This window comes from Nocardia sp. NPDC058497, assembly GCF_042720195.1.
Taxonomy (GTDB): Bacteria; Actinomycetota; Actinomycetes; order Mycobacteriales; family Mycobacteriaceae; genus Nocardia.
Map to the genome: position 1 here is coordinate 1 of NZ_JBHXMY010000004.1, position 20,388 is coordinate 20,388.

The 20,388-nt window shown below is 68.8% G+C and carries 17 protein-coding genes; 7 read left to right on the forward strand and 10 right to left on the reverse strand.

Annotated elements, in window-relative coordinates; genetic code table 11:
- Positions 1 to 40 precede the first annotated feature (40 nt).
- Complete coding sequence (gene sucD, locus ACFWPJ_RS00785) at positions 41 to 958, reverse strand: succinate--CoA ligase subunit alpha (protein WP_378845610.1); 918 nt, start codon at positions 956 to 958, stop codon at positions 41 to 43.
- An 11-nt stretch (positions 959 to 969) separates the two neighbouring features.
- A complete protein-coding gene (sucC, locus tag ACFWPJ_RS00790) occupies positions 970 to 2,136 on the reverse strand; it encodes an ADP-forming succinate--CoA ligase subunit beta (RefSeq protein WP_378845612.1) in 1,167 nt (388 codons plus the stop codon).
- Positions 2,137 to 2,656: 520 nt separating this feature from the next.
- Between sucC and ACFWPJ_RS00795 the strand changes: the two genes are divergently transcribed.
- Positions 2,657 to 3,703: a M23 family metallopeptidase gene (locus ACFWPJ_RS00795; RefSeq protein WP_378845614.1), complete on the forward strand. Its 1,047-nt coding sequence runs from the start codon at positions 2,657 to 2,659 to the stop codon at positions 3,701 to 3,703.
- Between the two features lie 186 nt (positions 3,704 to 3,889).
- On the forward strand, positions 3,890 to 5,272 hold the full coding sequence (locus tag ACFWPJ_RS00800) for a DUF1731 domain-containing protein (RefSeq protein WP_378845616.1): 1,383 nt from the start codon (positions 3,890 to 3,892) through the stop codon (positions 5,270 to 5,272).
- A 144-nt stretch (positions 5,273 to 5,416) separates the two neighbouring features.
- On the opposite strand, the gene pcrA is transcribed toward ACFWPJ_RS00800, so the two are convergent.
- Positions 5,417 to 8,002: a DNA helicase PcrA gene (pcrA, locus tag ACFWPJ_RS00805; protein WP_378845618.1), complete on the reverse strand. Its 2,586-nt coding sequence runs from the start codon at positions 8,000 to 8,002 to the stop codon at positions 5,417 to 5,419.
- A 299-nt stretch (positions 8,003 to 8,301) separates the two neighbouring features.
- Here pcrA and ACFWPJ_RS00810 point away from each other — a divergent pair, with 299 nt between their 5' ends.
- Entirely contained in the window at positions 8,302 to 8,595 is a 294-nt protein-coding gene (locus ACFWPJ_RS00810) for a chorismate mutase (protein ID WP_022566231.1), read from the forward strand.
- Positions 8,596 to 8,683: 88 nt separating this feature from the next.
- Here the strand turns inward: ACFWPJ_RS00810 and ACFWPJ_RS00815 are convergent, their stop codons facing one another.
- Positions 8,684 to 10,141 carry an NAD-dependent succinate-semialdehyde dehydrogenase gene (locus ACFWPJ_RS00815; protein WP_378845620.1) on the reverse strand — a complete coding sequence of 486 codons (1,458 nt, stop codon included), beginning with the start codon at positions 10,139 to 10,141 and terminating at the stop codon, positions 8,684 to 8,686.
- A gap of 82 nt (positions 10,142 to 10,223) precedes the next feature.
- On the opposite strand from ACFWPJ_RS00815, the gene pgi reads away from it, so the two are divergent.
- Positions 10,224 to 11,864, forward strand: coding sequence for a glucose-6-phosphate isomerase (gene pgi / locus ACFWPJ_RS00820; protein ID WP_378845621.1), 1,641 nt, complete (start codon positions 10,224 to 10,226; stop codon positions 11,862 to 11,864).
- Here pgi and ACFWPJ_RS00825 read toward each other — a convergent pair.
- The 4 genes from ACFWPJ_RS00825 to ACFWPJ_RS00840 all read right to left on the reverse strand — a co-directional run bounded on the left by ACFWPJ_RS00825 (position 11,833) and on the right by ACFWPJ_RS00840 (position 15,570).
- Positions 11,833 to 12,396 (reverse strand): potassium channel family protein, encoded by a 564-nt coding sequence (locus ACFWPJ_RS00825; protein WP_378845622.1) that lies wholly within the window; start codon positions 12,394 to 12,396, stop codon positions 11,833 to 11,835. The genes pgi and ACFWPJ_RS00825 overlap by 32 nt on opposite strands.
- A gap of 68 nt (positions 12,397 to 12,464) precedes the next feature.
- On the reverse strand, positions 12,465 to 13,139 hold the full coding sequence (locus ACFWPJ_RS00830; protein ID WP_378845624.1) for a nucleoside/nucleotide kinase family protein: 675 nt from the start codon (positions 13,137 to 13,139) through the stop codon (positions 12,465 to 12,467).
- A 179-nt stretch (positions 13,140 to 13,318) separates the two neighbouring features.
- Positions 13,319 to 14,947: an acyl-CoA dehydrogenase family protein gene (locus tag ACFWPJ_RS00835; protein WP_378845626.1), complete on the reverse strand. Its 1,629-nt coding sequence runs from the start codon at positions 14,945 to 14,947 to the stop codon at positions 13,319 to 13,321.
- 17 nt (positions 14,948 to 14,964) lie between these two features.
- Positions 14,965 to 15,570, reverse strand: coding sequence for a TetR/AcrR family transcriptional regulator (locus tag ACFWPJ_RS00840; RefSeq protein ID WP_378845627.1), 606 nt, complete (start codon positions 15,568 to 15,570; stop codon positions 14,965 to 14,967).
- 63 nt (positions 15,571 to 15,633) lie between these two features.
- Here ACFWPJ_RS00840 and ACFWPJ_RS00845 point away from each other — a divergent pair, with 63 nt between their 5' ends.
- Together ACFWPJ_RS00845 and ACFWPJ_RS00850 are read left to right on the forward strand one after the other, a co-directional pair.
- The gene (locus tag ACFWPJ_RS00845; RefSeq protein WP_378845629.1) at positions 15,634 to 16,401 is read left to right on the forward strand and encodes a crotonase/enoyl-CoA hydratase family protein; all 768 of its coding nucleotides are present in this window, start codon (positions 15,634 to 15,636) and stop codon (positions 16,399 to 16,401) included.
- Entirely contained in the window at positions 16,398 to 17,852 is a 1,455-nt protein-coding gene (locus ACFWPJ_RS00850; protein ID WP_378845630.1) for a hypothetical protein, read from the forward strand. Before ACFWPJ_RS00845 ends, ACFWPJ_RS00850 begins: the two co-directional genes overlap by 4 nt.
- Positions 17,853 to 18,015: 163 nt before the next feature.
- On the opposite strand, the gene ACFWPJ_RS00855 is transcribed toward ACFWPJ_RS00850, so the two are convergent.
- Positions 18,016 to 18,708, reverse strand: coding sequence for a TetR/AcrR family transcriptional regulator (locus ACFWPJ_RS00855; protein WP_378845632.1), 693 nt, complete (start codon positions 18,706 to 18,708; stop codon positions 18,016 to 18,018).
- Positions 18,709 to 18,766: 58 nt separating this feature from the next.
- Here ACFWPJ_RS00855 and ACFWPJ_RS00860 point away from each other — a divergent pair, with 58 nt between their 5' ends.
- On the forward strand, positions 18,767 to 19,072 hold the full coding sequence (locus ACFWPJ_RS00860; protein ID WP_378845633.1) for a hypothetical protein: 306 nt from the start codon (positions 18,767 to 18,769) through the stop codon (positions 19,070 to 19,072).
- On the opposite strand, the gene ACFWPJ_RS00865 is transcribed toward ACFWPJ_RS00860, so the two are convergent.
- Positions 19,030 to 20,328, reverse strand: a complete 1,299-nt coding sequence (locus ACFWPJ_RS00865) for an alpha/beta hydrolase-fold protein (protein WP_378845634.1) — start codon at positions 20,326 to 20,328, stop codon at positions 19,030 to 19,032. The genes ACFWPJ_RS00860 and ACFWPJ_RS00865 overlap by 43 nt on opposite strands.
- Between the last annotated feature and the right edge of the window lie 60 nt (positions 20,329 to 20,388).

Here is a 20,388-nt window from a genome sequence, read left to right on the forward strand (position 1 = left end):
CGTCAAACCTGGAGGCGGCCTTCGTAGGTGATGCGAAAGATCAGGCAGAAGCGATGGACGCCTTCTCCAGGATCTCGCGCGCCAGCGCGGCGGTCGCGGACGGCGTCTTGCCGACCTTCACACCCGCGGCCTCGAGCGCTTCCTGCTTGGCCTGCGCGGTACCACCGCCGCTGGAGACGATGGCGCCGGCGTGGCCCATGGTCTTGCCCTCGGGCGCGGTGAAACCAGCGACGTAGCCGACGACCGGCTTGGTCACGTTGGCCTTGATGTAGGCCGCGGCCCGCTCCTCGGCGTCGCCACCGATCTCGCCGATCATGACGATGATCTTGGTCTCCGGGTCCTTCTCGAACGCCTCGATGGCGTCGATGTGGGTGGTGCCGATGACCGGGTCGCCGCCGATGCCGATCGCGGTCGAGAAACCGAAATCGCGCAGCTCGTACATCATCTGGTAGGTCAGGGTGCCCGACTTCGACACCAGGCCGATCGGGCCCTTGCCGGTGATGTTGTTCGGGGTGATGCCGACCAGCGCCTCGCCCGGGGTGATGATGCCGGGGCAGTTCGGGCCGATGATGCGGGTCTTCTCGCCCTTTTCGACGTTGTAGGCCCACGCGTAGGCGGAGTCCTGCACCGGGATGCCCTCGGTGATGACCACGAGCAGCGGGATTTCCGCGTCGATGGCCTCGACGATGGCGTCCTTGGAGAAGGCGGGCGGCACGAACGCGATCGAGGTGTCGGCGCCGGTCTTCTCCATCGCCTCGGCGACGGAACCGAACACCGGCAGCTCGATGGTGTTGCCCGCGGCGTCGGTGTGGGTCACGGTGGTGCCGGCCTTGCGCGCGTTCACGCCGCCGACGACGTTGGTGCCCGCCTTCAGCATCAGCGCGGTGTGCTTGGTGCCCTCGCCGCCGGTGATGCCCTGGACGATGACCTTGTTGTCCTTGTTCAGGAAGATGGACATGTTCGTGTTCCTTACTTGGCTGCGGCCAGTTCGGCAGCCTTGTCGGCGCCTTCGTCCATGGTCTGGGCCAGCGTCACCAGCGGGTGGTTGGCCTCGGCGAGGATCTTGCGGCCCTCGTCGACGTTGTTGCCGTCGAGACGGACGACCAGCGGCTTGGTGGCCGCGTCGCCGAGCATCTCCAGCGCCTTCACGATGCCGTTGGCGACCGCGTCGCACGCGGTGATGCCACCGAACACGTTGACGAACACGCTCTTGACCTGCGCGTCGCCCAGGATGACGTCCAGACCCGCGGCCATCACGGAAGCCGAAGCGCCACCGCCGATGTCGAGGAAGTTGGCCGGCTTCACGCCGCCGTGGTTCTCACCGGCGTACGCGACGACGTCCAGGGTCGACATGACCAGGCCGGCGCCGTTGCCGATGATGCCGACCTCGCCGTCGAGCTTGACGTAGTTGAGGTCGTTCTCCTTGGCCTTGAGCTCGAGCGGGTCGGTCGCGTCGACGTCGGCGAACTCGAGGTGGCCGGGCTGCCGGTACTCGGCGTTCTCGTCCAGGGTGACCTTGCCGTCGAGGGCGAGGATCTCGTCCTGCGGGGTGCGCACCAGCGGGTTGACCTCGACCAGGGTGGTGTCTTCCTTGACGAAGACCTCCCACAGCTTCTGGATGGTCACGGCCGCGGCGTCGAGCACGTCGGCGGGCAGGTGGCCCTGCTCGGCGATCGAGCGGGCGAAGGCCAGGTCGACACCCTTGACGGCGTCGACGGGAACCTTGGCCAGGCGCTCGGGAGTCTTCTCCGCGACCTCTTCGATCTCCATGCCACCCTCGACCGAACACATGGCCAGGTAGGTGCGGTTCGAACGGTCGAGCAGGAAGGAGATGTAGTACTCCTCCGCGATGTCCTTGGCCTCGGCGACAAGGAGCTTCTTGACGATGTGGCCCTTGATGTCCAGGCCGAGGATGTTCTGCGCGTGCGTGAACGCGTCCTCCGGGGTGGCGGCGTACTTGACGCCACCCGCCTTACCGCGGCCGCCCACCTTGACCTGCGCCTTGACCATCACCGGCTTGCCGATTTCCTCGGCAATCGCGCGAGCTTCTTCGGCCGTGTCGCAAACACGACCCTCGGACGAAGGCACTCCGTGCTTAACGAAGAGCTCCTTCGCCTGATATTCGAAGAGATCCATGTACTCACCGTCTCGTCTGCGTTGCTATGACAACGTCTTTGTTGGCGGCCCGACGTCGGTAGCGGGTCGGGTCGGACTCTAACCAGTCACATGGAGGGCCAATCGGCCACATTCATCCTAAGTGGCGCAGGTCACGACGTGTTACGGGAGGTCGGAAAAACCGCTGGCCAAGGCTACTGGCGAGTAGTTTTTCGGCTTTTTCCGACACCGTGGCAGGTCGGAACGCCCAAAGCCGCGGCGCCCCACGATCTACTACGTTATGTCGTCGACTCACCTCACCCGGGGCACCCGAAAACGGTGAGAAATTCGGTTGCGTTACGGTGACGAATCTCACACACGCGTGTAGGTTTTCGAGCAGCGCTTGCCACTCTGCAATCGCTTCGTTACCGTCAATGCGGTCGAAGTCACAACCAGGTCACGACAACCAGGTTACGACTGGCAAGTCAGGACTGAGGAGGACGACAAGCTTGAGGCACGTCAGCACTCGCTTGGAACAGCAGTCGGCGATTCGGCACGGCCGATGAACCACCGCTCCACCTTCACAGTCGAAGATCGCACCAACTCCGGCCACCGTTACCGGTATGCCGACGAATACACCTCGCACCCGCAGGCCCGCCGCGCCCCTGCCGCGCAGCCCGAGACCGCGTGGCCACAGCAGGACGCCTGGCACGACCAGAACAGCTGGTCCGGCGATTCCGCGTGGACGCCCGCCGAGGACGAATGGACCGCCGACGAGTCCTATGACACCGGCGCCTACGACAACACCTGGCAGTCCACCCCCACCGAAGACACGCACGCCGAGCCCGAACCGCGTCGCGTCGAACGTCGTGGTGGCGCGCACCGCGTGCCCGCACCGCCCGCCGCGCTGAAGGGCCGCGCCGCGGTCATCGCCGTCGCCGCGGGCGCGGTCGTCGCCGCGGGTCAGGCCGCGATGGCCGATCCAGGTCAGCCCGCCAACACCGTGGATTACGAGGCAGCGGGCCAGATCTACGAGATCGCCGCCCAGTCGACGAGCACGGCCGACCTCGCGGACCAGGGCACCGGCGCCGCACCGCAGGTACTCGACGCCACCACCGTCGCCGACAAGAGCCACTTCGACGACATCCTCGCCAAGGGCCAGAAGTTCGCCGAAGACCTGGCCGCGCAGGAATCCGCCAAGCTGCGCCCACTGTTCGCCAAGTTCACCTCCGGCAACTACACCTCCGGTTTCGGCGCCCGCTGGGGTGTGCAGCACCTCGGCATCGACGTCGCAGGCCCGATCGGCACCCCGATCTACTCGGTCGCCGACGGCACGGTCATCGAGGCGGGCCCGGCGTCGGGCTTCGGCATGTGGGTGCGTGTCCTGCACGACGACGGCACGGTCACCATCTACGGCCACATCGACACCGCGACTGTCTCGCAGGGCGAGCGGGTCATGGCGGGCGATCAGATCGCCACCATGGGCAACCGCGGCTTCTCCACCGGTCCGCACTGCCACTTCGAGGTATGGCTCAACGGCACCGACAAGATCGACCCGGTCCCGTGGCTGGCGACTCGCGGCATCAGTCTGGGCTACCAACGCGACTAGGGGTCTCCCCCGCCTCTCCGCGTATCTTGGCCAGACTGAGGTGCTGGTTGGACTACGTTGGCGACTGGCGTTTGGTGATGCGTGGGTTTGCTGTTGTCGGTGAGTTACCCATGTTCTCGCGTATGTCAGTTGGTGCGTGAGGAGTAGCACGTTTTCCTGGAGTGGATAGCGGGCTAGCGTTTCGGTATGGGTGGTACGACGAAGTACACGCAGTTCATTGCGCTCGCACCGGAATTGGTGTGGAGTGTGCTGGCGGATCTCGAGCAGTGGCCGGAGTGGAATCCAGGTGTGCGGTCGGTGCGGATGCACGGACCGGTCGCCGTCGGTGCCCAGGGTGACTATCTGCCCAACGGGAACTTCTCGGCGCGGATCCATGGCCGGTTCGGCGAGCCGTTCACTGTCACCGCGGTGATCCCGGATCGGGAGCTGAGCATCGAGCAGCCCGAACCGGCGGGCACCATGCACCTCACCTGGCGGCTGACGCCGTGTGACGGCGGCACCGAGATCAGCCAGGAACTGCGGTTCACCGGACCGTCCGCCGCGGCGGCGCGCGCGGTCGTTCGTCCCTTCATCGAAACCGATGCGCGCGTGAACTTTTCGCGGCTGGCGCGACTGGCCGGGCTCGTCCCCGCCGAGGACGCGCTCACCGTGGTCATCGCCGGCGGCACCGGCGCGCTGGGCACCCAGATCGCCGCCGACCTGACCTGCCGGGGACAGCGTGTCACCCTGCTCACCCGCCGCCGCAACCCCGCACTGCCGTTCCGGCAGACCGAATGGGACGGCCGCTCGGTCGGCGCCTGGGCCGCCGAACTGCGCGAACCCGGCAAGCTGGCGGTGATCAATCTGGCCGGAAAGCTGGTCGACTGCAGGCCCACCGAGCGTAATGTCGCCGAACTGCGCAGCAGCCGCGTCGATTCCACCAGCGCGCTCGTCGCCGCGGCGGGGCTGCGCGATACCCCGGTCGACTACTGGGTGCAGGCCAGCACCACCGCGATCTGGTCGGACGCGGGCGAAACCCGCTGCACCGAAACAACTCCCCTGCCCGTCGGCCTCCCCCAGATGACCGGCGTCGCCCAGCCGTGGGAAGAAGCTTTCGACCCGGCCCGCGCCGACCACTGGACGATCCTGCGCACCTCCATCGTCCTCGACCCCGACGCCCCCGCGCTCAAACGCCTCGCCCAACTCACCAAGGCCGGTCTCGGCGGCCGCGTCGGCCCCGGCGACCAGTGGTTCAGCTGGATCCACATCGAGGACTGGCTGGCCATCGTCCGCGCCACCCTCGGCCTAGACCCGGACCTCCCCCTCCCCGACGGCATCCTCGTCGCCGCCACCGAATTCCCGGTCCGCAACACCGAACTCATGGCCACCCTGCGCCGCATCCTGCACCGCCCACCATCACCCCCGACCCCGTCGGCGATGCTGAAGGTCGGCGCGGTCGTCCTGCGCACCGACCCCGCCCTCGGCCTCACCGGCCGCCACGCCACCTCCGAAGTCCTGCACAAGGCAGGCTTCACCTTCCGCTACCCCACGCTAGGCGAGGCCCTGCTGTCCCTCCTCCCCGCGAATTAAGCGTGCTGTTCCGCCTCCCCGAGTATTAAGCGTGTCGTCCGGGAGCCCGACTGTTGGTAATCGGGCTCGCGTCGGGCGGGTGGGGCTGGGAGGTGGTTGGGGAGTTACCCATGTTCTTGCGAGATCAGTGGGTCGCTCCCGCACTCACAACTTCACGATGGTCCGGCTGAATTGGGGAATCAGCCGGATCTTTCCCGCGGTGCCGAAGTCGATCGTGACCGTCGCCAACGGGCCGACACCATCAGCGGCCACGACCCGGCCGAGGCCGTACTTGTCGTCGCTGACCCGATCACCAACGGCGAGAACAAGATCGGTGTTGTTGCGCTTGACCGCGCCGCCCGGCGTGGGTCTGCGCTGACCGCTCCCACCACGCACGCCAGGACGCTGATCCCAGCCGTCGCCCCGGGTCCAGTCACGCTCGAATCCGCTGTCCTCACGCCTGCGCCCACGCTGGACCGGCGACACGACCGGCGCCAGCCGGCGCCAGTCCAGCAGATGCTGCGGAATCTCCTGCAGGAACCGTGATTCCGGGTTCGACACCGGCTGACCCCAGCCTGACCGCACCACGGCCCGCGAGAGGTAGAGCCGCTGCCGCGCCCTGGTGATACCGACGTAGGCGAGCCTGCGCTCCTCGGCCAGCTCGGTCGGATCGCCCAGCGCACGCATGTGCGGGAACTGCCCGTCCTCCCAGCCGGTCACGAAGACCACCGGGAACTCCAGGCCCTTCGCGGTGTGCAGCGTCATCATGGTGACCACACCCGACCCCTCGTCCGGGATCTGGTCGGTGTCGGCCACCAGCGACACCCGCTCGAGGAACGCCGCCAGCGAGCCGGGTTCGGGTTCACCGTCGCCCGCCTCCGGCAGCAGACCCTCCTCGCGCGCGGCCTCGGCATTGTTGAACGCCTCGGAACTGAATTCGCGTGCCACGCTGACCAGTTCGTTGAGGTTGTCCAGCCGCGCGCCGTCCTGCGGATCGTCGGAGGCTTCCAGCTCGGCCCGGTACCCGGTGCGGTCGAGCACCGCGTCGACGACATTGCCGACATCGGGATACTCGCTGTCGGCACGCTTACCGGCCGCGCGGATCTCGTCGAGCAGATCGAGGAAACCGGCGATGGCCCGCTGCGCCCTGGTGTTCAGCAGCGCGACCTTGCCGTCGGCGGCATCGCGCAGCGCCGCGGCGAAACCGATATCGCGCTGTTCGGCGTGCACCGCGACACACGCCTCGGCGCGATCACCGATACCGCGGCGCGGGGTGTTGAGAATGCGGCGCAGGCTCACCGCGTCGTCGGAATTCTCCAGCACCCGCAGATAGGCCACCACATCGCGGACTTCTTTGCGCTCATAGAACCGGACGCCGCCGACCACCTTGTACGGCAGACCCATCCGGATGAAAATCTCTTCCAGCGCACGCGAATTGTTGTTGGTGCGATAGAACACCGCGACATCGCCGTAATTGGCATCGCCCGCGTCGACCAGCTTGTCGATCTCCTTGGCGACGAACGCGGCCTCGTCGTGCTCGTTGTCGGCGACGTAACCGGTGATCAATTCGCCTTCGCCGGAATCGGTCCACAGCTTCTTCTCGCGCCTGCCCTCGTTGCGCGAGATCACCGCGTTGGCGGCGGAGAGAATGTGCTGGGTCGAACGGTAGTTCTGTTCCAGCAGAATCGTTTCCGCGTCGGGGAAGTCACGTTCGAATTCCTCGATATTGCGGATCGTCGCGCCACGGAACGCGTAGATCGACTGGTCGGCGTCGCCGACCACGCACAGTTCGCTCGGCTCGACGCCGGCTTCCTCGCCCGCCTCGGCGCTGTGGTGGCCGACGAGCTCACGCACCAACACGTACTGGGCGTGGTTGGTGTCCTGATACTCGTCGACGAGGACGTGCCGGAACCGGCGCCGGTAGTACTCGGCCACCTGCGGGTGGTGCTGCAGCAGCGCGACCGTCTCGCCGATCAGGTCGTCGAAGTCCATGGCATTGGCCGCCCGCAGCCGCTTCTGGTACTCGGCGTAGATCCGGGCGACCAGCGCGGGCAGCTCGGTCTCGTCGGCCTCGGCGTCGGCGGCGGCCTGCTCGGGCCCGATCAGCTCGTTCTTCAGATTGGAAATGGCGGTCGACAGCAAACGCGCCGAATACTTCTTGGTATCGATGTCGAAATCGCGGCTGATCATCGTGAGCAGGCGGCGCGAATCGTCGGCGTCGTAGATGGAGAAATTGGAATTCAGGCCGGGCAGCAGCGCGGCCTGCATCCGCAGGATGCGCACGCAGCTGGAATGGAACGTCGAGACCCACATGCTGGCCGCCCGCGGCCCGACCAGCCCGGCCACCCGCTCGCGCATCTCGGCGGCGGCCTTGTTGGTGAAGGTGATGGCCAGGATCTGCCCGGTGTGCACGCCACGCGCGGCGAGCAGATAGGCGATGCGGCGGGTGAGCACCGCCGTCTTGCCCGAGCCCGCGCCCGCGACGATCAGCAGCGGTGACCCCGCGTGCACGACGGCGGCGCGCTGCTGCGGATTGAGTCCGTCGAGCAGGCGCTCGGTCTCCTCGGCACGCTGGTGTTCGCGCTCTTTGCGGCGCTGCTCCTGCTCGGCACTGTGCCGGGCCGCCGCCTCGGCCAGCCCGCCGCCGGACGCGCCGGAACCACCACCGTCGCGACGCGATAGCTCCGCCGGGGCGGAAGCTGGTTCGCTGGGATCGGCGGCTGAGGCGTGGGGAGCGACCGTGATATCCATCGTCTGTCCACGCTACCGGCGGGCACCGACAGGCGGCGAACTGCCGGCTTCTCAGCTGATTCACAAACACAACTGTTTTGCATAGCTAGGGGCCCGTGGCACACTGGGGCTCATGGTCGGTGCTTCTCCGCATGCCCGGATCGGCACTCGATCCGATATCGTGTCGGTGAGCGCCGCTCTTTGCGCACTCCCGGGGGGATTTCGTACCGCCCATCGGGAAAGTTTCAGGGTGAAGGAACAGATCGGGTAACAGGCCGTCGGGCCGGACCGATCCCAGTTCTGACACGAGGAGATGAATGATGAGCACCCCTGCTACGACCACTGGGTCCGATTCGGCTCTGCCGCAATCCGAAGCGGAGATCGAGAAGCTCCGCCTCGAGATCGACCAGCTCGACGCCACGATCCTCGCCGCGATCAAACGCCGTAGCGAGATCTCCCGGATCATCGGCCGTACCCGGATGGCCTCCGGCGGTCCGCGCCTGGTCCACAGCCGTGAGATGAAGGTGCTCGAGCGATTCAGTGAGCTCGGCCAGGAGGGCCACACCCTCGCCATGCTTCTGCTCCGACTCGGCCGAGGTCGCCTCGGGCGCTAGGCCCCACAAACCACGCGGCGCGCAACCAGTTCGCCGCCTCCACAAAGCCGCCCCGGGTGCAACACCATCCCCGGGGCGGTTTCGTGTCTCAGGTCAGGGCGATGTACTTGGTGTTGAGGTATTCCTCGATGCCCTCGGTGCCGCCCTCGCGCCCGAAGCCCGATTCCTTGACGCCGCCGAACGGGGCCGCCGGGTCGGAGATGACGCCGCGGTTGACGCCGACCATGCCCGACTCCAGCGTCTCGGACACGCGCAGCGCCCGGTCGAGATCGCGGGTGTAGACGTAGCTCACCAGACCGTATTCGGTGTCGTTGGCGGCGGCCATGCCCTCCTCCTCGGTGTCGAACGCGACAATCGGGGCGACCGGACCGAACACTTCCTCGCGCAGGATGCGGGCCGTCGAGGGGACATCCCCGAGAACGGTGGCCGGGTAGAACCACCCGGGCCCGCCGGGCGCCTTGCCGCCGAGCAGCAGCTGCGCGCCCTTCGAGACCGCATCGTCGACCAGCTCGCTGACGATCTCGCGCTGGTCCTCGCTCACCAGCGGGCCCAGGGTGCTGGCCGGATCGGTGCCGGGTCCCATGACCACGGTGTCGGTCATCGCGGCGACCAGCTTCTCGGTGAACTCGTCGACCACACCGCGCTGGACGTGGAACCGGTTGGCCGCCGTGCACGCCTCGCCGCCGTTACGCAGTTTCGCCTGCATCGCACCGGCGACCGCGCTGTCGATATCGGCGTCGTCGAACACGACGAACGGCGCGTTGCCGCCGAGCTCCATGGAGGTGCGCAGCAGGCGGTTCGCGGCGGCCCCGACGAGCTTCTTGCCGACCTCGGTCGAGCCGGTGAAGGTGAGCTTGCGCAGCCGCGGATCGTCGATCAGCGGGCCGGTGACGGCACCGGAATGCGACGTCGTGACCACCGACAGCACCCCGTCGGGCAGACCGGCCTCGCTGCACAGCTTGGCCAGCGCCAGCATGGTCAGCGGAGTCGCCGAGGCGGGCTTCACGATCATCGTGCAGCCTGCCGCGAGGGCGGGCCCGATCTTGCGGGTGCCCATGGCGAGCGGGAAGTTCCACGGCGTGATCGCCAGGCACGGACCGACCGGTTGCTTGGCCACCATGATCCGGCCGGTGCCCGAGGGCGCGTGCAGGTAGCGACCGTGCACCCGCACCGCCTCCTCGCTGAACCAGCGGAAGAACTCGGCGCCGTAGCGGACCTCGTTGCGGCTCTCGGTCAGGGCCTTGCCCATCTCGAGCGTCATGAGCAACGCGAACTCCTCGGCCCGCGCGGTCAGCTGCTCGAACACCGCGCGCAGGATCTCGCCCCGCTCGCGGGACGGGGTCGCCGCCCACGCCTCGCCCGCGGCGACGGCCGCGTCGAGCGCGCGCATCGCGTCGGCCGGTGTCGCGTCGGCAACCTGCGCGATGACCGAGTCGTCGGCGGGATTGCGCACCGCGAAGGTGCCACCCCCCGTCGCCTCGACCGGCCCGGAGCCGATCCACAAACCCTTCGGTACGAATTCCAGTACGTCACGTTCGGACACCATGTCGTCAGCGTAGGCCGCGCGGCGTGTCGATGGCATCGATCCGACCGGACGGTAGTAATCGAACGCTGTAGTGTCGCCTGTCGTGAGCAGCGACATCACCGCGACGGCGGCCTGGCAGGCACTGTCGGACAATCACCGCAGTGTCGCACCCCTGCACCTGCGGAAACTGTTCGCCGACGACCCGGCGCGCGGCCGTGAACTGACCCTGCGGGTGGCGGACCTGCACATCGACTACAGCAAGCATCGCGTGACCCGCGAAACCCTGGATCTGCTTGTCGATCTCGCGCGCACCGCCGGTGTGCCGGAGCGCCGCGACGCGATGTATTCCGGCGCCCACATCAACACCTCCGAGGACCGCGCGGTGGGGCATATCGCCCTGCGCCTGCCGGTCGGCGATCAGCTCTGTATCGACGGCACCGACACCGACGCCGAGGTGCACGACGTGCTGCGCCGGATGGGCGAATTCGCCGATTCGGTGCGTTCCGGCGCCTGGCGTGGCGCGACCGGTGAGCGCATCACCGCGGTGGTCAATATCGGCATCGGCGGCTCGGATCTGGGGCCCGACATGGTGTATCGCGCCCTGCGCCACTACACCGATCCCGGGATCGAGGCCAGGTTCGTCTCGAATGTCGACCCGTGCGATCTGGTCGCCAAGCTGGCCGGTCTCGACCCGGCGACCACGCTGTTCATCGTCGCCTCCAAGACCTTCTCCACCCTGGAGACCCTGACCAACGCGACCGCCGCCCGCCGCTGGCTGGTCGGCGCGCTCGGTGAGGACGCCGTCGCCAAGCATTTCGTCGCGGTGTCGACGGACGCGGAACGGGTGGCCGCCTTCGGCATCGACCCCGCGCACATGTTCGGCTTCTGGGATTGGGTCGGCGGCCGCTACTCGGTCGACTCCGCGATCGGCCTGTCGGTGATGGTGACGATCGGCAAGGAACAGTTCGCCGAGTTCCTCAGCGGAATGCACGCCGTGGACAAGCATTTCGCGACGGCGCCGCTGGAGCAGAACGGGCCGGTCCTGCTGGCCATGCTCGGCGTCTGGTACACGAACTTCTTCGGCGCGGAATCGCGTGCGGTCCTGCCGTATTCGAACGATCTGGCCCGTTTCCCGGCCTACCTCCAGCAGCTGACGATGGAGTCCAACGGCAAGTCGGTGCGCGCCGACGGCACCCCGGTGACGACCTCGACCGGCGAGATCTTCTGGGGCGAGCCGGGAACCAACGGTCAGCACGCCTTCTACCAGCTGCTGCACCAGGGCACCCGGCTGATTCCCGCCGATTTCCTCGGCTTCGCCCGCTCGACCGACGACCTGCCGACCCGCGACGGCACCGGCAGCATGCACGACATCCTGATGAGCAACCTGTTCGCGCAGAGCAAGGTGCTGGCGTTCGGCAAGACCGCCGAGGAGATCGCCGCCGAGGGCACCGATCCGAAGCTGGTGCCGCACAAGGTGATGCCGGGCAACCGCCCGAGCACCACGATCCTGGCGCCGGAGCTCACCCCCTCGACGGTGGGTCAGCTGATCGCGCTCTACGAGCACCAGGTGTTCGTCGAGGGCATCGTCTGGGGCATCGACAGTTTCGACCAGTGGGGCGTCGAGCTGGGCAAGCAGCAGGCGCTGGCGCTGATGCCGCTGCTCAGCGAGCCGGAGCAGCCGGTGACGCAAGGTGATTCGTCGACCGACGAGCTCATCGAGTGGTATCGGGCGCACCGCCGCTGACCTCGCCCGCCGCCGGGGGTTCCGGGCGGATGGCGGCGAGCCTGCGGGTGACGCTGCTGGTCACGATGGTCGCCAGGGTGCCGATCACCACCAGGTCGAACGCGATCTGCACCATCGTCGCGATCCGGGCCACCTGACCGACGGCGTGGACGTCGCCGTAGCCGATGGTGCCGAGGGTGGACATCGTGTAGTACAGCGCGTCGGTACGGGTCTCCAAGCCGTCGAACTCGCCCGGTCGATGTTGTTGCAGCCGGTAGTAGAACAGCGAGAAGACCACGCAGACGATGCAGACGACGAGCAGCACCCCGTCGACGCGGCCGCCCGCCGACGGTGGCGCGTTCAGGAAGTACTGGATCCGCCGCCAGACCAGCCAGGCCAGGCCGACCACGCCCGCGACGAAGCTGACGATCCCGAACACCCGCCCCGGCCAGGCGTCTATCTCGAACACCCCGTTCAGCGGCACGCTGTAGTAGAGCAGCAGCGCGCACAACGCCGCGCCGCCGTTGCGCAACGCATGCCCTGGCACTGACACTCGCCGATCCCGCGTCATCGCTCCATGATTGCCCGCTGCCGCCGATTTCCGCGGTACGCGCGCCGCGCTCAGCCGATCCGATAGCCCGCGTCCGCCGCCGTCAGCACCTGATCGGCGCGGTGTCTGCTCGCGGCGATCAGGTCGGCGTTGCGCAGATCGCTGTCGGTGACTTTCGTGGATGCTTCGGCCGCCGAGCGTCCACCGACGGTGTGCCGGTGCAGCAGTCGTTCGGTGAGGACCGCGCGCGGCGCGTCGAGATACCAGCAGATGTCGAGCAGTCCGCGGACCTCAGCCCAGCCAGGTGCCTCGGCACCGGTGAGCAGCAGGTAGTTGCCCTCGACGAGGACGATCCCTTCGTCGCGCACGATCACGCCGCCGTGTGTCGGCTCGTCGATGGCCCGGTCGAACAGCGGCCACGGCACCGGCTCGCCGATCGGCGTCTGCCGCAGCGCCCGTAGATCGGTGACGAATCCGGCCGCGTCGAAGGTGTCGGGCTCACCCTTGCGGGCCAGCGCTCCTCGCGCGCGCAGCACCTCGTTGCGCAGGTGATAACCGTCCATCGGGGCGACCACGGCGGGTCGCCCCGACCGGCCGAGTTCCGCGCAGAGACGCTGGGCCAGCGTCGATTTACCCGCGCCGGGCGGCCCGGCGATGCCGAGCAAGAAGCGCTGCCCTGGCGCGGCGCCACGCGGAATCCGCCGAGCCAAGTCGCTCACCGACAGGATGCCGCTCGCCGAGGTCACCGGATCACCCTAGGCGACGACGCACCAGGCCGGGTGCCGTTGCGACCGGCACCGGCATCAGCCTGCGAATCGCAACCACTGGTAGGTGACGTCCGAGTAGCTGATCGTCCGGTCGCCGGAGGCCCGGGGACTCCTTGCCCGCACGGACAACGCGGCTCACCGACCCATCCGCGCCGCGATCACTGCACGTCGACGAAGGCCCGCTCGATGATCGCGCCGGTATCCACTCCGACGGGCAGGGTGCCGAAGGCGATGCCCCAGTCGCCGCCGAGGCGGGTCGCGCAGAAGGCGTCGGCGACGGCCGGATGACCGTGGCGCACCAGCTGCGCGCCCTGCAGGACCAGCGCCATCAGTTCGATTACCCGGCGGGCCCGGTACTCGATATCGGACAGGTCGCTGAGTTCCTTGCCGACCCGGTCGATCGCGTCGTCCAGGCGCGGGTCGGCGCCGCGGGCGAGGCCGACCTCGGCGAAGTACGCCTCGACGGTCTCGGGCTGACGGCCCATGGCGCGCAACGCGTCCAGCGCGGCGACATTGCCCGACCCCTCCCAGATCGACATCAGCGGCGCCTCCCGGTACAGCCGCGGCATGCCCGATTCCTCGGCATAACCGTTGCCGCCCAGGCATTCCAGCGCCTCGGCCGCGTGCGAGGGCGCGCGCTTGCACACCCAGTACTTGGTGATGGCCAGCGCGATCCGGCGCAGCGCGGCCTCGGCCGGATCACTGCCCGCGCGGTCGGTGGCACCGGCCAGGCGCATCATCACGGTCGTGGCCGCATCGGACTCGATGACCAGGTCGGCCAGCACATTGCGCATGGCGGTCTGATCGATCAGCTTGGCGCCGAACGCTTCCCGATGCCTGGCGTGGTGCACCGCGGTAACCGCGCCGAGCCGCATGCCGGTGGCCGAGCCGATCACACAGTCGAGGCGGGTCATGTTGACCATCTCGATAATCGTCTTCACGCCCGCGCCCTCGGCGCCGACGAGCCAGCCGGTGGCGTTCTCGTACTCGATCTCCGAGGACGCGTTGGACTTGTTGCCCAGCTTGTCCTTGAGCCGCTGGATGCGGATCGGGTTGCGGGTGCCGTCGGGCAGCACGCGCGGCAGCAGGAAACACGACAGCCCGCCGGGAGCCTGCGCCAGGGTCAGGAACATGTCCGACATGGGCGCCGAGGTGAACCACTTGTGCCCGACGATCCGGTACGAACCGTCCGGCCGCGGCGCTGCGGTGGTGGTGTTGGCCCGCACGTCCGAGCCGCCCTGCTTCTCCGTCATCGACATGCCCGCGATCAGCCCGGCCTTGGTCGACGGCTCGCGGAGGCCGAAATCGTAGGTGCGCGAACCGAGTAGCGGCTCGTACTTCGCGGCCAGTTCCGGATTGTGGCGCAGCGCGGGCACCACCGCGTAGGTCATCGAGATCGGGCACATGTGGCCGGCGTCGGCGATGCCCCAGGTGTAGAACTTGGCGGCGCGGGCGGTGTGCGCGCCGGGGCGCTCGTCGAGCCACGGCGATCCGTGCAGGCCGTGCGAGACAGCGACATTCATCAGGTCGTGCCAGTGCGGGTGGAATTCCACCTCGTCGACGCGATGGCCCCAGCGGTCGTGGGTGTGCAGCACCGGCGGGTACTCGTTGGCGAGCCTGCCCCACTCCTGCGCGGCGACATCGCCCGCGAGCCTGCCGAGTTCACGCACCTCCGCCTCGGCCCAGCCAGCGCCTTCGCGGTGCAGACCCTCGATCAGCGCGGGGTTGCGCGCGGCGTCGAAGGGCACGAGCGGGGGTACCTGGTTGAACACTTCATGGGTCTGCATGGCCGGAACTCCTTCGACTACGACGATTCCGGGCGCGCACCGAGGGCGCGCACGGCGAAAGCAACCAATTCGGGGATGACGGTCTCGGCGTGCGGTGCCGCGGCCAGCGGACCGACCAGCACCTCACCGATCGCGCCGACGAGTGCGGCGGCGCTGACGGACGGGTCTTGCGCGGGCAGGCGGCCCTCGGCGATGCCGTGCGCGATCGCGGACTCGAACGACGCGGCGAAGGCACGCCGGAACTCCAGCCGCTGCGCGTCGACGGCCGCGTCGACCGGCTCGGCCAGCAGCACGTACGCGAGTTTCGGGTTCTTGAGCGCGCGCCCGGCGAAGGTCTCCACCGCCGCGCTGACCCGCTGCAGGACATCACCCTCGGCCACGGCGGAGCGCACCGCGTCGACCTCACGGGCGACCACGGTCTCGAACACCGCGGCGACGAGCTCGGCCTTGTTCTCGAACTGCTTGTAGACGGTGCCGGTGGCGACGCCCGCCTCCGCGGCGACCGCGGCCATCGACAATCCGGCGAACCCGTCACGAGAGAGCACCCTGGTCGAGCCCTGCACGATCAGCGCCCGTTGCGCGTCGAGCCGGGCCTGCACGGCCGGGGTCCTGCGGTACACCATACGAAGAAGTGAACCACCGATTCACCTCTTCACACAAGAGGCATCTGGCCGTATGGTCGAAAGATGCCTGTACGCGTCGAACACGTGGGCCCGGTCACCACGGTGATCCTGGATCGCCCCGAAGCCCGCAATGCAGTAGACGGCCCGACCGCCCGCGCCCTGGCCGACGCCTTCCGCGCGTTCGACGCCGACCCGAACGCCTCGGTGGGGGTGCTGTGGGGCGAGCACGGCACGTTCTGCGCCGGCGCCGACCTCAAATCGCTGGGCACCGAGAACAGCAATCAGGCCACCGAGGACGGCGACGGCCCGATGGGCCCGACCCGCCTGCGCCTGTCCAAGCCGGTGATCGCCGCGGTCTCCGGCTACGCCGTGGCGGGCGGCCTCGAGCTGGCACTGTGGTGCGATCTGCGCATCGCCGAGCAGGACGCCACCTTCGGCGTCTTCTGCCGCCGCTGGGGCGTGCCGCTCATCGACGGCGGCACGGTGCGCCTGCCGCGCATCGTCGGCGAGGGCAGGGCCTTGGACATGATCCTCACCGGGCGAGCCGTGAGCGCGCCCGAAGCGCTGCAGATGGGCCTGGTCACCCGCGTCGTCCAGCCCGGCCAAGCCCGCCGGGTCGCCGAGGAACTGGCCGCGCAACTGGCCGTCCTCCCCCAGACCTGTCTGCGCTCGGACCGCGCCGCGCTCTACGACCAGCACGGCCACCCCGAGGACGAGGCGATGCGGATCGAATTCCAGCACGGACTGAAAGCCCTCACCGACGGCGCGCTCGACGGCGCCGCCCGCTTCGCCGCGGGCGCGGGCAGGCACGGGAGCGCCGAACACCGGTGACGGACCGGCTCACCGTCGTCGACGAGATCTTCCTGCGTACCCATCGCGGGATGGGCACGCCCATCGCCCTCCAAGGCCTGTGGCGCACCGACGACGCGATGGAACCCGCACTGCTGCAGGCGATTCACGACCGCCTGCGAGTCGGCGACCTCGGCCGCCGGGTGGTCCGCGCCCGGGTCCCCGGAGCGCGCCGCGCCTGGCGGCCGAACACCAGGGCCCATCCCCTCGACCACATCGACTCACCGCTCCCCGCGGACGAGATCCTTCCCTGGGCCGACACCCTCGGCACCGACCTCGACCCCGAGTTCGCCCCCGGCTGGCGCCTGTCCTCCGCGCCACTGAAAGACGGCGGAACCGTTGTCGCCCTGACCTGTTCGCACGTCCTCGCCGACGCCCGCGGCCTCATCCACGCCGTCGCCGCCGCCCTCGATGAACTCGCCGAGGGCGCCACCCATCCGCCGGTCCTGACGACAGAATCGGCCGCCACACCGCCCCCACCAACACTCGCGGCCTGCGACGTATCCACACCGCCGCCCGCGCCGACCACCGCCACCGTGTCGTCACCACTTCCGCGTCATGGCACGACCACCCAGTCGTCCGCACAAACTTCGCCCACGGACGCTCCCCCGCGGCGCACGACATGGCAGGCGCGGACGGGCTCCGGACCGAACACGAGCACCAGCGAACAGCGCTGGAGTACAACGACTTCGGACTGGGCCGATGCCCGGACACAGTGGACCACCATCATCGGCGGCACCGCACGCGCCCTGCGGCGGGGAATTCCCCGACCACCAGCCACCAGCACTCCTGACCCGTTGCGTGGTCGAGTCCTCCACAGCACCCTGCTGACCTTCGACGCCGCCGAGTGGGACGCCACCGCCGCCGCATCCGGCGGAACCCCGAACAGCCAGTTCATCCATCTGGTCGCGAACATCCTGTGGGAGACCGGATTCCAGCGACCCGAGATCGCCGCGAGCCTGCCCGTCGACACCCGCGACGAACCGCGCGTCGACAACGACCTCGCCATGACCGAGATCGCGATGGACCGCTCCGACACCGCCGCGACCATCCGCGACAAGGCCCGCACCGCATACCTACGCCGCATGTCGAGCCCCGCCGGCCTGCCCGAGGAGATCCTCCAGGTACTCCCCGACCGCTGGGCCTATGCCCTGAGCAAGGGCGCGGGTGAACGAGACATCCTGTGCTCCAACATCGGAACGCTCCCGGAGTCCCTGCGCACCGTCGGCACACACCATTGCGGCCGGGTAGCGGCCCGCGCCATCCACCCAGGCCTCACCGAGTACCCCCGCACCCGGCTCTCCGGCTACCTGTCCCGGCTCGGCGACACCTACACGCTGGCCCTGGTCAGCCTGTCCTACGACCGCGAAACACTCGACGCCGCAACAGGTCGCGCCTGTGCCGCCGCAGGGCTGCTCGCCGCGCCCTGGTGATCACACCGCCACCAGTGCGCCGCGCCTGATGACCCCGGTGACCAGCGCGCCATCGCGCCGAGCCCACCACCGGGCCCGCACGCCCACATCGCGACGAACCTCGCCGGGCCCGCGCCCACATCGTGACGAACCCACCGCCGACCTCCACACCGCATCGTGGTGATCAGGCCGCCGTCATCCCGGTGAGCAACACCCGCAATCCCCATACGAACTGATCCACCGAGTTCCACGCGGCGATCTCGTCCAGGTGCGCCGCGGTGCGCGGCCAACGCGCAGCGTCGACATCGTCCAGGGCGGCCCGCCGCTGGGCGATGCGCTCGGATTCCGGTGGCAGTGGCGGCTTTCCGTCGGTCTCGGCCACCTCGAGGGCGACCGCGCCGAGGACCTGCACGATCACCGCGTACACCCCGTGCGCCCGCGTCCGCGCGGGCAGACCGCCGCGCGCCAGGCAGCCGAACATCGCCTCGCCGACATCGCGCGCCGCCGGTCCGTTCGTCGGACCCGACATCATCAGCGTCGCGACCGCGGGATGCGCGAGCAGCTGGTCGCGCAGCCCGAGGGCGAACTGGATGACCGCGGCGGTCCATTCGACGCCGGGATCGGACAGCGGACCGAGCGGGACCGCGGCGAGCACCCGCTCGATCACCGCGCCCTCCAGGTCCGCGCGGCTGGCGACATAGGTGTACACCGCGTTCGGGTTGACCCCGAGCCGCGCGGCGACGGCCCGGATCGACAGGGCGCTCGGCCCGCCGTCGTCGAGCAGGTCGAGCGCGGTGTCGACGACCTGCTCCTCGGTGAACGACCGCCGCGTCGGCCGCGGCACACCCCGCTGACCTGTTGACTTCCCGTCCGGCATGCGCTGGACTGTACCCCGTACAGCTATCTGTACTCCGTACAGCCAGAACGGATCTCTCATGCGCACCAAGCCATGGCCCGCCCTCACGCTGCTGATCTCCGCCCCGATCCTGATGAACCTCGCGTTCACCGGCTTGGGTGTGTCGTTCGACTACCCCGACGTCCTGCAACTGCCCGCGACCGAAGCGCTGGCGAAATTCCGCGCCGAGCAGACCACCGTCGTCCTGGTTCCGCTCGGCGTCGAGTCCGCCGGGCTCACCAATTTCCTCGGCTACCTCCTGTGGAGCGCGTGGCTACTCGCCTTCGCCACGCTGCTCGCCCGTCACGGCGCGATGCCGAGTCGTGTCGCCAGCCAGGGAAGTTGAACGCGGAGCCCGATGGACCACACCGCGAAGTCGTGCCCACCGGGCACGATCTGCAGCCGGACATCCATGCCGGCGGCCTTGGCCGCGTGGAACATCCGCTCGACCTGCGGCCGGTACTGCTCGTCGTCGGCCCCGACCACGAACGCGCCCGCGGAATCCGGGTAGGTCCGGCCGAGCAGATCGAGCGGGTTGGCCCGCGGCGGCGCGGAGGTGTCGCCACCGAAGGCGGCATCGACCGTGCGCTGCCGGTCGCCGAGGGTCGGCTCGTCCGGGCCCGACATGTCGAGGAAGGTGGGATAGACCTGCGGATAGTTGGTCGCCAGTCGCAGCGCGCAGGTGCCGCCGGAGGACAGTCCACCCACTGCCCAGGCCCGCGGATCGGGATCGATCTGCAGGTTCGCCTTCGTCCAGGCGGGCACGTCGACGGCCAGGTAGGTGGCCACATCGCCCAGCCGCGAATCCAGGCACAGCGGATTCTCCAGCTGACCGCCGGTGCCGTCGGCGACCACGACGACAGGCGCGAGACCGCGGTGCGCACGGGCGAATTCATCCAGGGTCTCGGTCAGCCTGCCGTCGGCGAACCAGTCCTGCGATGTCCCCGGTTCGCCCGCGAGCAGCACCAAGACCGGCAGCAACGGCCGCGGATCCGCGAAATAGGCAGGGGGCAGATAGATCTGGGCCTCCCGGGCGGCGAAACCGGAGGCGGTCGGCGGCACGGCCGCGGTCAGCACCTCGCCGCCCTTGGGCAGTCCACCGGGTGCGGACCACACCGATTCCAGCGGCCGCCCGCTGATCACCTGCTCTCGCAGGGTCAGCTGATCGGCGTGGACCCGCTTGACGTCGTCGTCGATCCCGAGCACGGCACCCACCGTCGGATACGACGGGTACCTCAGATTGATCCCGGTGCCGACCGCCACCAGCACCGCGACGGCCGCGAGGGCCGTCACCACCCCGGTCCACACCGTCCGGCGCACCAGAATCCGCGGGACGATCAGCAGGACCGCGGCCACGCCGATCGCGATCAGCATGTACACCGACAACCCGATCGGGTCGGGGTACAGCTGCCATACCTCTTCCACGAACAGGTACAGCGCGACGGTCAGGACGGCGGCGGCCAGCAGGGCGACCGGCATCGCCGCCCTTCGATAGCGATGCGCGCGGGGGAACAGCAACCACACCGCACCCAGCACGCCGAGCAACGGAAGCACCACCGGGAGCCACCCGTTGAGCAACGACAATTCGCCAACCCTCGTCATCGCGACCTCCATAGATTCACGTCCATAGATGCACGTCAACGCCGAACCGGGGGCCGCAAG